Annotated in this window: 10 protein-coding genes; 6 read left to right on the forward strand and 4 right to left on the reverse strand. The window is 63.1% G+C overall.

Annotated features, from left to right (window positions below):
- Nucleotides 1–78: 78 nt before the first annotated feature.
- Together PD885_RS10700 and PD885_RS10705 are read left to right on the forward strand one after the other, a co-directional pair.
- Nucleotides 79–1,311 (forward strand): voltage-gated chloride channel family protein, encoded by a 1,233-nt coding sequence (locus tag PD885_RS10700; protein ID WP_108780210.1) that lies wholly within the window; start codon nt 79–81, stop codon nt 1,309–1,311.
- 281 nt (nt 1,312–1,592) lie between these two features.
- On the forward strand, nt 1,593–2,951 hold the full coding sequence (locus PD885_RS10705; protein WP_088057125.1) for an IS5 family transposase: 1,359 nt from the start codon (nt 1,593–1,595) through the stop codon (nt 2,949–2,951).
- A gap of 75 nt (nt 2,952–3,026) precedes the next feature.
- On the opposite strand, the gene PD885_RS10710 is transcribed toward PD885_RS10705, so the two are convergent.
- From PD885_RS10710 to PD885_RS10725, 4 genes are all read right to left on the reverse strand, one after another.
- Nucleotides 3,027–4,319, reverse strand: coding sequence for a replication-associated recombination protein A (locus PD885_RS10710; RefSeq protein WP_238396108.1), 1,293 nt, complete (start codon nt 4,317–4,319; stop codon nt 3,027–3,029).
- 160 nt (nt 4,320–4,479) lie between these two features.
- Nucleotides 4,480–5,109, reverse strand: coding sequence for an outer membrane lipoprotein periplasmic chaperone LolA (gene lolA / locus PD885_RS10715; protein ID WP_002813398.1), 630 nt, complete (start codon nt 5,107–5,109; stop codon nt 4,480–4,482).
- 106 nt (nt 5,110–5,215) lie between these two features.
- Entirely contained in the window at nt 5,216–7,141 is a 1,926-nt protein-coding gene (locus tag PD885_RS10720; protein ID WP_088056863.1) for a DUF3857 domain-containing transglutaminase family protein, read from the reverse strand.
- 201 nt (nt 7,142–7,342) lie between these two features.
- Complete coding sequence (locus PD885_RS10725) at nt 7,343–9,697, reverse strand: DNA translocase FtsK (RefSeq protein WP_088057126.1); 2,355 nt, start codon at nt 9,695–9,697, stop codon at nt 7,343–7,345.
- Nucleotides 9,698–9,982: 285 nt separating this feature from the next.
- Here PD885_RS10725 and trxB point away from each other — a divergent pair, with 285 nt between their 5' ends.
- The 4 genes from trxB (at nt 9,983) to infA (ending at nt 13,421) form a co-directional block, all read left to right on the forward strand.
- Nucleotides 9,983–10,951 carry a thioredoxin-disulfide reductase gene (trxB, locus tag PD885_RS10730; RefSeq protein ID WP_002813407.1) on the forward strand — a complete coding sequence of 323 codons (969 nt, stop codon included), beginning with the start codon at nt 9,983–9,985 and terminating at the stop codon, nt 10,949–10,951.
- A 57-nt stretch (nt 10,952–11,008) separates the two neighbouring features.
- A complete protein-coding gene (locus tag PD885_RS10735) occupies nt 11,009–12,127 on the forward strand; it encodes a GNAT family N-acetyltransferase (protein WP_002813410.1) in 1,119 nt (372 codons plus the stop codon).
- Nucleotides 12,128–12,373: 246 nt separating this feature from the next.
- Complete coding sequence (aat, locus tag PD885_RS10740) at nt 12,374–13,123, forward strand: leucyl/phenylalanyl-tRNA--protein transferase (RefSeq protein WP_002813413.1); 750 nt, start codon at nt 12,374–12,376, stop codon at nt 13,121–13,123.
- A gap of 79 nt (nt 13,124–13,202) precedes the next feature.
- Nucleotides 13,203–13,421: a translation initiation factor IF-1 gene (infA, locus tag PD885_RS10745; protein ID WP_002813418.1), complete on the forward strand. Its 219-nt coding sequence runs from the start codon at nt 13,203–13,205 to the stop codon at nt 13,419–13,421.
- Nucleotides 13,422–13,535: the final 114 nt, after the last annotated feature.

A 13,535-nucleotide genomic window follows, 5' to 3' on the forward strand; every position in this document is an offset into this window, starting at 1 on the left:
GGCCCAGGGATTGTAGGCGTTTAAATGCTCACATCTCCCTGCCGTGCCAGCCATCATGTCACTAAGCGACAGGCTGCCATGTCACGATTTCGGCCCTTTGAACATCTCGACCTTTTCTCCCATCTTGCCAAGTGGCTGGTGATTGCCAGCGTGGCCGCCGTACTGGCCGGCACTGCTTCTGCATTTCTCTTGTTGGCCCTGGATTGGGCCACCAGCTGGCGCCTGGCGCATCCGCGCGCGATCTGGCTGCTGCCGCTGGCCGGCTTTGCAGTCGGCCTGGTGTATTACCTGCTGGGCAAACAGGTGGACGCCGGCAACAACTTGGTCATCGAAGAAATCCACGACCCCAAGAAGCTGGTGCCGCTGCGCCTGGCGCCGCTGGTGCTGGGGGGCACGGTGATCTCCCATATGTTCGGCGCCTCGGTCGGACGCGAGGGCACCGCCGTGCAGATGGGCGCCGCGCTTGCCGACCAACTCACGCGGCTGCTGCGCTTGTGCAACGAAGACCGGCGCATTGTGCTGATGGCAGGCATCAGTGCCGGCTTCGCCTCAGTGTTCGGCACTCCGTTAGCCGGCGCAATCTTCGGGCTGGAGGTACTGGCCATCGGTCGATTGCGCTACAACGCGCTGCTGCCGTGCGCGGTGGCCGCCATCGTGGCCGATCAGGTCTGTTTGGCCTGGGGCATTCACCACACCCAGTATGCAATCGGCCCCATCGTTCCGGTCGGGATCAGCAGCGTGCTGGCCGTGCTGGCGGCCGGCATGCTGTTTGGTCTGGTCGGCATGCTGTTTGCCACCGTCACGCATCGCCTGGGCAGCTTGAGCAAAAGCGCCATCGGCTACGCTCCACTGCGTCCGTTGCTCGGGGGATGCGTCATCGCGCTGGCGGTGTGGCTGCTCGGCACGCAGCGCTACATCGGTTTGGGAATTCCGGAGATCGTCCGCGCCTTCCACGAGCCGACGGCGCCATGGGATTTTCTGGGCAAGCTGTGCTTTACGACAGTCTCACTGGGGGCCGGTTTCAAGGGCGGCGAGGTTACGCCGCTGTTCTACATCGGTGCCACGCTTGGTAACGCGCTTGCACCGCTGCTGCACCTGCCCTTTCCGATGCTAGCCGGGATCGGCTTCGTGGCGGTATTCGCCGGCGCATCCAACACCCCGATCGCGTCCACGCTCATGGCGATCGAACTGTTCGGTGCCGATATCGCACCGCTCGCCGCACTCGGTTGCATCACCGCCTATCTGTTTTCAGGCCATACCGGGATCTACCACGCACAGCGCATCGGTCACGGCAAGCACCGATCGACGTAGCGCCGGGCTGTCCGAAACCATACGCCTTGCCGACCTGCCCGCGCGGCGGCGGCAACCTAGTGCCGACACACGCAGCAGCGCTCCCAGCCAGGAGCGATCATGACCCTGCCGCATCGCACCTGTGTGCTGCTCGGTGCGGCGCCCCCCCCCCCGCCACTTTACGGAGTCGCCCCTGAAAAACCCCAACCACCCAACGACCGCAAGGCCTTGATGTCTGCACCGGCGTGCCAGAACTACCAGTGTTCGCTACGCTGAAGGCTGGTTTCTGGCAATTTCCGCCCATGCGTACACGCCGTCCTGCTGCCGAAGACAGACCCGCCGACGAGTTGTTTCGTTCGCGGCTGGAGAACCTGCGTCATCCGCTGGCGCGGCTGAGCCAACAGATGCCGTGGACGGCGTTGGAACAAGCACTTTCATCGCGCTTGCCGGCCACCCAGGCCGGTGGCGGTCGGCCGGCATTGCCGGTGCGGCTGATTGCCGGTTTGCTCTACCTCAAACACGCCTACGACCTGTCCGATGAAGCGGTGTGCGAGCGCTGGCTGGAGAATCCGTACTGGCAGTTCTTCACCGGTGAGGTCGTGTTCCAGACGCGCTTGCCGTGCGATGCCAGCTCGCTGACGCGCTGGCGGCAGCGCCTGGGTGAGGCCGGGATGGAAGAGCTGCTGGCGCACACCATCAACGCCGCACATGCCATGCAGGCGGTGGACGCACGCGAGTTGTCGCGGGTGATCGTGGACACCACGGTGCAAGAGAAGGCGATCGCCTATCCGACCGACAGCCGTTTGCTGGAGGTGGCCCGCAAGAAGCTGGTGTTACTGGCCAAGCGGCACGGCATCGGATTGCGGCAGAGCTACGCGCGGCAAGGCCCGGCCCTGAGCCGCAAGGCAGGTCGGTATGCGCATGCGCGCCAGTTCAAGCGCATGCAGCGCGTGCTGCGACGTCAACGCACGGTATTGGGGCGGGTGTTGCGCGATATCGAGCGCAAGCTGGACCAGGTGGAACCCGGCGTGCGCGAGCGCATCGCTGTCTGGCTGGAACGTGCGCAACGGCTGTACACGCAGCGTCCGAAGGACAAACAAAAACTCTACGCATTGCATGCCCCGGAAGTGGAATGCATCGGCAAGGGCAAGGCGCGTCAAGCGTACGAATTCGGCGTCAAGGTCGGCATTGCGGTCACCGCCTGCAAGGGATTGGTCGTGGGTGCGCGCAGCTTCCCGGGCAACCCGTACGACGGCGATACCTTGGCCGAGCAGCTGGAGCAGACACGCGGGTTGCTGCAGGATGTGAGCGTAGAACCGACGGTGGCGATCGTGGACCTGGGCGATCGCGGGCGCGAAGTCGATGGCGTGCAGGTCCTGCATCGCGGCAAGGCCAAGACGCTGACGCGACGGCAATGGCGCTGGATCAAGCGACGGCAGGCGGTGGAGCCGGTGATCGGACATCTGAAAGACGACTGCCGGTTGCGTCGCTGCAGGCTGAAAGGTGCCCAAGGCGATGCGCTGCACGTGCTCGGCTGCGCCGCTGGCTACAACCTGCGCTGGCTGCTGCGCTGGATCGCGTTTTTGCGTGCCTGGATGCGGGCGATGGGATGGTCATCCTTGAGTACCGTGCCGCTGTCACCGACGGCACTTGGCGCTTGAAGGGGATTTTTCAGGGACGACTACGGAGCGTGCCGACCACAACGTCTGACGACCGCACTGCGTTTGCTGGCCGCTTTAAGCCTGGCTCTTGGATCCGTGCTTTTCCGCGCGCGCTTGTTCCCTGGCCTGGCGTAGCCGGTCGAGCTTTTCCTTGAGCTTGATCTCAAGTCCGCGCGGGACCGGGTTGTAATACACCCGCTCGCCCATCGCATTCGGAAAACCGGTCTGGTCCAGCGCGATCCCGCGTTCGGCATCGTGGTCGTACTGATAGTCCTGCCCATAATTGAGCGTCTTCATCAGCTTGGTCGGCGCATTGCGCAGATGCAACGGTACCTCTTGGGTGCCGGTGGCGCGCACCTCGGCCTTGGCCTGATTGAAGGCGACATAGCCAGCGTTGGACTTGGCAGTGCTGGCCAGGTACAGCACCAGTTGCGCGAACGCCAGCTCGCCTTCCGGGCTACCGAGACGCTCATAAATATCCCAGGCTTCCAGCGCCATGCTTTGCGCGCGTGGATCGGCCAAGCCGATGTCCTCGATCGCCATACGGGTGAGTCGCCGCGCCAGATAGGCTGGGTCGCAACCGCCGTCGAGCATGCGCGTCAACCAGTACAGCGCCGCATCTGGATTGGAACTGCGCACGGATTTATGCAGCGCCGAAATTTGGTCGTAGAACTGCTCGCCATTCTTGTCGAAACGGCGCGTACGGTCGGCCAGCACCTGCAGCAGCGTCTGCGGAGTGATCTCGCCGCCCTCGCCCGTCGCCAGTTCCGCAGCGATCTCCAGCAGCGTCAATGCGCGGCGCACGTCGCCATCGGCGGCGCTGGCGATTTCCAACAGCGATGCGTCAGTGACCTGAATTGTCTCCTGCCCCAGCCCGTACTCCGAATCATGCAAGGCCCGCTGCAATGCTTCGACGATATCCTGCGGCGAGACGCCTTCCAGCACGTGTACACGACAACGCGAGAGCAACGCAGAGTTCAATTCGAAGGACGGATTTTCGGTAGTCGCGCCGACGAACAGAATCGTGCCGCGCTCGATATGCGGCAGAAACGCATCCTGCTGTGCCTTGTTGAAGCGATGCACCTCATCGACGAACAACACCGTACGGCGCCCGCTGGCGAAGCGCTGCGCGGCTTCGGCCAGCACCTGACGCACCTCCGGCAAGCCCGACAACACCGCCGAAATCGCTTTGAAGTCGGCATCGGCGTAATGCGCCAGCAACAGCGCAAGCGTGGTCTTGCCGCAGCCGGGCGGTCCCCAGAGAATCATCGAGTGCACGCGGCCGGATTCAACCGCGCGTCGCAAAGCGCTGTCGGGCGCGAGCAGACGTTTTTGCCCGACCATTTCGTCGAGGGTGCGCGGCCGCATACGCTCTGCCAGCGGGCGCAGATGCTCACGGTCTACGCTGAGCAGATCGGCTTCGGGAGCAATGGGGAGCTTGGTTCGTGCCACGCATCATTGTATCGCGTCAGCAAACGGCCTTCTGCCAAGAAGGCCGTCATCAGCGCGGATGCCTGCGAGCGACTGTTTAGTGCGCGTCGCCGACCACGTCCACGCCTTTGCCTGGGGTGTAGCGAAAGGTGTCTGCAGCAAACGCCGGATTACGCTTCCAGCCGCTGAAGCTGATTGCAGTGTGCTGGCCCACCGCATCCACCACTTCCATACTGGCCAGGCCGTCCTTGCCGAAGCCAAGCAAGGCCATCTGGAAGCTGGCTTCAGTGTCGACTTTCGGTGTCAACGACAACCACTGCAGCCCGTCACGCGGCGCGGCTTCTTCGCTGACGTCGTACTGCTTGTCCAGACGTGCCGGGTCGATCAATGCAACCAGCGGACTGTTTTGTTCTTCGCTGCCTTGCGCGCGCACGGTCACCTGTTGCAAGTCGGGATCAAACAACCACACCTTCTTGCCGTCGGCGACGATGAGCTGCTTGTATGGTTTGGCGTATTCCCAACGGAATTGGCGCGGTGCCGACAATGCCACGCGCCCGTTTGAGCGCTCCTTGACCCGGCCATTGGCGTCGGACACCTGCTGACTGAATTCACCATCCAGGGCTTTCAAGCCACGCGTGAATGTGTCCAGCTCCTGGCGCGCCCCTGCAAACGCGGTGCTGGCGAACAGAGCAGTGGCAAGGACGGCATAACGGAGCTGGCAATGCATCGCGGTCTTCCAGAAAGGGCTGCATCGATTCTGATGCTTCATTGATGAATGGGCGCGCGCTATCGCACGAGGCGTTCAGATGGCGACTCTCACGCAACGAGTAGGCTTACCGCGCAGTCTGTACCTTGGTTAGATCGCCATAGACGATCTGACCGCGAAAACCGCGCCGCACCCGCTGGTAGAGCTCGCGGAATGCGCGGTAGTCCTGCGGCTGACACAGCGCCTGCGGCCCGCGGACTGCAGTGCGTTGCAGACGATGTACGGCGGTCACGGTCTGCCCCTGGCGCGTCCAGCCCACTGCGTATTCGCCAGCCGTATTGCGAAACCTGGTGCTGCGCGGAATTGCGATGATCGGCACCGTGTCCGGAAAGGTCACCACGTAGGTTTCCTCGCGCACGCTGTCGTTGCAGTAGAACGGGGTCAGATTGTTTTCGGCCGATGTCGTCGTATAGATCGCGCGCGTCGACTCGGCACCCGGCATATCCGGCAAGGTCATGCCCCCAACCACCGAAAAATCCACCGCGTCCTTGGCCTCAAACGTGTAGCGATAGTTGAACGGCGCATCCAGATCCAGCGGATCGCCCTGGATCAACAGATCGCCGGTGCCGTCGAAACCAGACTGCGCAATGATCGACTCCTCGATGCGATTACGATTCTGCGCATTGAGCTGCACGAACATCGCACGCAAGCCAACTTCGCCGGTCTGTCCGCTGTCCAACGAGGTTAACCCGTGCAGCCCGCCCTGCGGCGTGAAGCGGTATTCGGTGCGCGCCACATAGCGATTGAGCTTGCGATCGTTCGGCGGCGTCTGCGTGAGCTTGCCGTCGCGCGTGTGCACCACCGGCGCGCCGAGGTCGCCCGCCGGCAGCTGGCCGAAGCGTGCGTAAGAGTTGGTCGAATCGACGTACAGATCGAACGCCGGAATATAGGTGATGGCGTGATTGAAGCGGCCGAGCACCGGAATCTCCGGCAGCGTCGGGCCGCCCTCGGCGCCGATCAACACCGGCGTGCTGTCGATGCCCTTGGCCGCCAGCAGGGCTTCCAGAATCACGGTGTGATCTTTGCAGTCGCCGTAATGGTTGGCCAGGATGCTATCGGCACTATTGGGCTCCAGCCCGCCGTTGCCCAGGTACACCGCCACGTAGCGGATATTGCGCGCTACCCAGGCGTACAACGCCGCCGCCTGCGCGCGAGGGTCGTCGGTGCCCTTGGTGACTTCATCGGCCAGCGACTGTATCGCCGGAGTCACCGCAGCGGCGCGTCCGCTTTTGAGGTGATATGCCAAGCCCATCTGCGACCAGCTGTCGAAGGTGCTGGCCATCAAGGTGGGGCTAAACTCCCAGGTCGCCGCGCTCCAGTTCTGATTCTTCTTCGGCGCGGCGCGCTGGTAGTGCCATTCCCAGCGCGCTTGATTGCCACGCACCACCGGCTTAACGCTGCCCTGCAGCCCGCGTGCGGACAGATGCATCGGCAGCGACTTTGGCGCCACCAGCGTGACCACAGCATCATCGTATTGCGCGAATACGCTGAAGGTTTCCCACAGGCTGAAATAGCCCGGGAAATACGGCGTGTTCTGCGCCCGACGCACGCGGTAGACGACGCGCGCGCCCGGCGCCAGATTCGGGAACACCACGACTTTGACCTTGCGGTCGGCATACATCGCCGCCGACGCGCCGGAGTAGCTTTCCTGGGTATAGATCTTGTCGGTCGACACGTCCCGGCGCAGTCCTTCCGCGGTCACCGTGTAGGCCTCCAGCACGTCGAGGGTTTCCATCTTCTCGCTATAGCTCAGCCGTACCTGGCTGAACCGCTCCACCGCCGACTTGGTTTTGAGCAGGATCTCGTATTCGTCGGTCACCACGCTGCTGGCATCGGCTCCCACTTCGTAGTCGGCGCGATAGCGCACGAAGCTGTAGTTGGTGTCGGCCTGCGTGCGCGCCGCGGCTGCAGCGGGCGCGGCCTGCTGCCGAGCCTGGACCAGCAGCGGCATGGAGGTCAGCAGCACGAGCAACAACAGGAGACGACGCAACATGGGTCTGGATCGCAACGAGCCGGGGCGGCTCTTGCTCAACAGGGTAGCCGTTGTGACCGACAATGGCAGGCACCTGGTTCCAACAAACGCCGCGCCATCCGTGAAAGCGGCTGACAACCACCGCGCAAACGCCGGGCAGACGTTCGCTATGCCTGTCGGTTGCTCCCAGGCAGCGTTTGCCACTGGCGCTTCGAGCTGCCCTTACTTGGGTGGCGGCGGTGCCAACACGGTGCGGTCGCCATTGTGCTCTGGCTGGCTGACCACACCGGCCGCTTCCATCGCTTCGATCAAGCGTGCGGCCCGGTTGTAGCCGATCTTCAAGCGCCGCTGCACGCCCGAGATCGACGCACGCCGGGTCTCGGTGACGATGCGCAGGGCCTCGTCGTAGAGCGGGTCGGATTCGTCGCCGCCACCGCCGCTGCTTTCCGGTAAGCCGGTCGCGCCGACCACGGTGCCGTCGCCCATGGTTTGCACTTCGTCCAGCACGCCTTCGACGTAGGACACCGGCCCGCTGGCCTTGAGATGTTCAACCACGCGGTGCACTTCTTCGTCGCTGACGAAGGCGCCATGCACGCGATCCGGTAGCGCCGTGCCCGGCGGCAGATACAGCATGTCGCCGTTGCCGAGCAGCGCTTCGGCGCCGGACTGATCCAGGATGGTGCGCGAATCGATCTTGGAGCTGACCTGGAACGCCACGCGGGTCGGAATATTGGCCTTGATCAGGCCGGTGATAACGTCCACCGACGGGCGCTGCGTAGCCAGAATCAAGTGGATGCCGGCCGCACGCGCCTTCTGCGCCAGACGTGCGATGAGTTCTTCGACCTTCTTGCCGACGATCATCATCATGTCGGCGAATTCATCGATGAAGATCACGATGAACGGCAGCGTTTCCAGTGGCCGCGGCGCCTCGCCCAGCTCCGGATTCGGCTTGAACAGCGGGTCCATCATCGGCTGGCCGGCGTCTTCGGCGTCCTTGATCTTCTTGTTGAAGCCGGCCAAGTTGCGCACGCCCACCGCACTCATCAGCTTGTAACGGCGCTCCATCTCGGCCACGCACCAACGCAGGCCGTTGGCGGCTTCCTTCATGTCAGTGACCACCGGCGCCAGCAGATGCGGGATGCCCTGGTAGACACTCAGCTCGAGCATCTTCGGGTCGATCATCAGCATCCGCAGTTCCTTGTGCGACGCCTTGAACAACAGGCTCAACACCATCGCGTTGACTGCCACCGACTTACCCGAGCCGGTGGTCCCGGCCACCAGCAAGTGCGGCATGCGCGCCAGATCGGCCACCGTCGGGCGCCCGGCGATGTCCTTGCCCAGCGCAAGCGTCAGCGGGCTGGGCGACTTGTCGTATTCCTTGGAACGCAGCAGCTCGGACAGGAAAATCATCTCGCGGGTGACGTTGGGGATCTCCAGACCCACCACCGACTTACCCGGAATCACGTCCACCACACGCACCGATTTGACCGACAGCCCGCGCGCAATGTCCTTGTCCAGCGAGCTGATCTGGCTGACCTTGATGCCCGGCGCCGGCTCGATCTCGAAGCGCGTAATCACCGGACCGGGATAGGCCCCGACCACTTGCGCCTCGATGCGGAAATCCTTGAGCTTGAACTCGATCTGCCGCGACAACGTTTCCAGCGTCTCTTCCGAATAGCCCTTGGCCTGCGGCTTTGGGTCGTCCAGCAGCGCGAGCGGCGGCAAGTCTGATCCGTCGGTACTTACGCCCTGGAACATTGGGATCTGGGTATCGCGCTTGGCGCGCTCGCTTTTTTCCACCACCGGTGCTGGCGGTGGCTCGATCTTGACCGGCTCGCGTCTGGCCTGCTTGACCGCATCGACCTTGCGCACTTCCTCGCGTTCTTCGCGCATCACCCGAGTCTGCCGCCACTCGGTAGCCTGATGGGTCTTGCGCTGCATCAGCGGGCCTAGCGCCAGCACCAACTTGCCGATACGCTCCATCGCCGCGAACCACGACAGGCCAGTGGCTAGCGTGATCGATACCAACAACAGTACCACAACGAACAAATTCGCGCCCAACGCGCCAAAGCCAGAGCTGAGCGGTTCGCTAACCGACTTGCCGAGAATGCCGCCTGCCTCCGCAACCTCGGCATGAAACAAGCGCAGGTGCAAGAAGCCGGTCGAGGAAATCAAGAAGCCGACCATTCCGACCAAGCGCAACGCTGGCTCAAGATCACTCTGGCTTTGCTCTTCGCGTTCGCCGATCAGCGCAATCCAGGCTACCGCCCCCAAAATCACAGGTAACAGAAAGGCCACATAACCGAACAATTGCAGCAGAACGTCCGCTGCCATAGCACCAAACTTGCCGCCCATATTGTGGATCGGCGCAACCAAGTTGCCGGTCCGCGACCAGCCAGGGTCGGCTGCCGAATAGGTGAACAGGCTGGCCAGCAGATACAGCAGCAACGGCGCCACCGCGATCAATGCCAGATCGCGCCAGAGCTTTTGCCGACGCGGATTGTCCGCTACCGCCGTCTTGCGCGACGACGATTTACTCTCTGCGGGCTTGCTGCGTTCGGGAACCTGCTTTGCCACCTGTAGCCACACCTTAGGAAAATGCTGTTAGTGGTTGATAATAAACGACTGGAGGCCACGGTTTCAGCTGTTGGATGAGCACCGGTCGCCAGGGCACGCGGCGGTCAACGAAAAACGCCGCACAAGGCGGCGTCGCGGACGTCTACTGGATGGATCATGCCATCTGCGGTTCAAGCAGTTCCATCGCGCCGCCTTGATTCGCCGGGTGGGGACCGCCACTCTATGCCGCCACAGGGGCTGCCAATGCATTTGGCAGCCATACCAATTCCTGGATCACGAGTATACATGAGCGCCTCTTCTGCCATCCCTGCCAAGCATTCCCGCCTGCTGATCCTCGGCTCCGGCCCGGCCGGCTGGACCGCCGCGGTCTACGCCGCCCGCGCCAACCTCAAGCCGGTGGTGATCACCGGCCTGCAGCAAGGCGGCCAGCTGATGACCACCACCGAGGTGGATAACTGGCCAGGCGACCCCCACGGCCTGATGGGGCCGGACCTGATGAGCCGCATGCAGGCGCATGCCGAGCGCTTCGAGACCGAGGTCATCTTCGATCACATCCACACTGCCGACCTGTCGCAGCGCCCGTTCCGCCTGTTTGGCGATGGTGCCGAGTACACCTGCGATGCGCTGATCATCGCGACCGGCGCTACTGCCAAGTACCTGGGCCTGCCTACCGAAGAAGCCTTCAAGGGTCGCGGTGTCTCCGCCTGCGCCACCTGCGACGGGTTCTTCTACAAAGACCAGGACGTGGTGGTGGTCGGCGGCGGCAACACCGCGGTTGAAGAAGCGCTGTATCTGTCCAACATCGCCCGCAAGGTCTACCTTGTGCACCGCCGCGACACCCTGCGCGCCGAAAAGATCATGCAGGACAAGCTGTTCGCCAAGGTCGCATCCGGCAAGATCGAACCTGTCTGGCATCACGGCATCGACGAGGTGCTGGGCAACGATGCCGGTGTCACTGGCGTGCGGGTCAAGTCGACCCTGGACGGCAGCACCCGCGAGATCGCTGCGCACGGCTTCTTCGTCGCCATCGGCCATCACCCCAACACGCAGTTGTTCGACGGCCAGCTGGCGATGAACAACGGCTATCTGGAAATCCGTTCCGGCCTGAACGGGGCTGCGACCGAAACCTCGATCAACGGCGTCTTCGCCGCGGGCGATGTCGCCGATCAGCACTACCGCCAGGCGATCACCTCGGCCGGCTTCGGCTGCATGGCTGCGCTGGATGCCGAGCGTTACCTCGACAAGAGCGCTTGAGGTGGTCGCTGACCGCTGGCCACGCCGCGCGGGCAGCATCGCTAGCGGGTCGCGCGCATGAGCGTCACCGCGCGCTGGTGTCGCCGACTTGACCAGATTCCGGCTGACGCCTGGGATGGATTGCACGACGGCACGCATCCCTTCGTTTCCTACGCGTTTCTGCAAGGTCTCGAACGCGAGGGTTGCTTGCGCCCGGACTGGGGCTGGGACCCGCTGCACCTGACCCTGTGGGACGGTGGCTCGCTGGTGGCCGCTGCGCCGGGGTATCTGAAGAACAATTCGCACGGCGAGTTCGTATTCGACCACGCCTGGGCGCACGCCTATGCGCGTTACGGGCAGGAGTACTTCCCGAAGTGGCTATGCGGTGTGCCTTACTCGCCGGTGACCGGCCCGCGTCTACTGGGTGCGCCACAGTGGCGCCCGCAACTGCTTGCGGCAATGCGTGAGCTGGTGGAGCGCAGCGGGCTGTCGTCAGCTCACGTGAACTTCCACCTTGCCGCCGAAGACGCCGCCTTCGATGCCGACTGGTTGGAGCGCAACGATCTGCAATACCACTGGCATAACGCCAGCGGCTGGAGCGATTTCGATACATTCCTGGCAGCGATGGACCACAAGCGACGCAAGAACATCCGTCAGGAGCGCGCAAAGGTGCAACGCGCTGGCGTGCAGCTACGCGTGGTGCATGGCGACGAAGCCAGCGATGCGGACCTGGACGCGATGTATGGCTTCTACCTCAAGACGTTCAACGAATACGGCAACTCGCCCGCGCTGACCTTCGAATTTCTGCGTCATCTCGCACAGCATCTGCCGCGTCAGCTGGTGATGTTCCTGGCCGAACTAAATGGGCAACCGATCGCTGGCGCGCTCTGCCTGCGTGGACATGGCACGTTGTACGGGCGCTACTGGGGCGGCGAAGCCCTGCCAGGTCTGCATTTCGAGACCTGTTACTATCAAGGCATCGACTATTGCCTGCGCGAGGGCTTGACCCGCTTTGAGCCGGGCGCACAAGGGGAACACAAGATCGCGCGAGGCTTTCTGCCCACTCTTGTGCGCAGCCGCCATTGGATTGCAGATCCCGGCTTCCGCGGGCCGCTGGCGCTGTGGTGCGCAGACGAGCGCAAGGCGGTGACCCAACACGCACGCGACCTGTCCGAGCACAGCCCGTTTCGCGATTGACGCAGCGTGGCTGACGCCATCGGCGTGCACTGGCTGATCACAGATCAAGCGCACCGCAGACTTCGCAACGAAGCGGTTCACAAAGCTCAGCTGGCAACCGCTTGGTGGGTGCAAACCGCGCGTACAAGCTGCAGTGCAAGCGGGCAAATGAAATCCAGGCACCGATCGCGTCCAGCTTCCGCGGCAAAGTGATTCTTTGTCGTTGGCTCTAGAAGCGACCTGCACGACACGCTCTACACTTCACGCATGTCGCGCCACCTTACCTACCTGCTCGCTGCCGATCCTACCGCGCCCTTCCCGCCGGCCGAGCACGCGTTACGCGAGCCGAACGGCCTGCTCGCCATCGGCGGCGATCTCTCGCCGCAGCGACTGCTCACTGCCTATGCGCACGGCGTCTTCCCATGGTTTTCCGAGGACCAACCGATCCTGTGGTGGAGCCCGGACCCACGTATGGTGTTTCGCACCGACGACGTACGCCTGTCCTCGCGCTTCAAGCGCCAACTGCGCAGCAGCAGCTGGACGTTGCGGGCCGACACCGCCTTCGCACAGGTGATCGCTGCCTGCGCGTCGATTCCACGTGCCGGTCAGGACGGCACCTGGATCAGCACGCCGATGCGACAGGCATATATCGAGCTGCACCGTCTGGGCCACGCGCATTCGCTCGAAGTGTTCGATGGCACGCGTCTGATCGGCGGTATCTACGGTGTGGCGATTGGCCAGATGTTTTTCGGCGAAAGCATGTTCAGTGCCGAAAGCGGCGGCTCCAAGGTGGCCCTGGCGGCGCTGGCCAGGTATCTGCATGCATGTAGATGGCCACTGCTCGACGCGCAAGTGGAAAACCCGCATCTGCTGCGTCTGGGTGCTCAACGCTGGCCGCGCGTGCAGTTTCTGCAGCAAGTTCAGCTGCAAGTCGCCCAACCGGCGCCCCCCGGGAATTGGGCCAAACGCTACGGCGAGCGGCCTGCAAGTGCGCTTGGTGAAGTCCGCTTAACATAAATTTGCGCCGCGGGGAGATGCCGCGTAAAATGCCGCTCCTTACGGCCCTGCCGGGCCAGCCGTGATTGCACAGGATTACATGTCGAAAGACGACTCCATTGAATTCGAAGGCAGCGTCAGCGAGACGCTCCCCAACACCACGTTCCGGGTCAAGCTGGAAAACGGGCACGAGATCATTGCCCACATCTCCGGCCGCATGCGCAAGAACTACATCCGCATCCTCACCGGCGACCGGGTCAAAGTTGAGATGACTCCTTACGACCTGACGAAGGGCCGTATTACCTACCGCATGAAGTAAGCGGTTCGGTGCTGAGAAGCAAGGCGGCCACGGCCGCTTTTTATCGTTTCTGCGATTTGCGTCGGTGATAGCGAGTGACCGTATCTCTCCCTCACCGTTTCTACTCATCAACAT

The sequence above is a fragment of the Xanthomonas fragariae genome, assembly GCF_900183975.1.
GTDB lineage: Bacteria > Pseudomonadota > Gammaproteobacteria > Xanthomonadales > Xanthomonadaceae > Xanthomonas > Xanthomonas fragariae.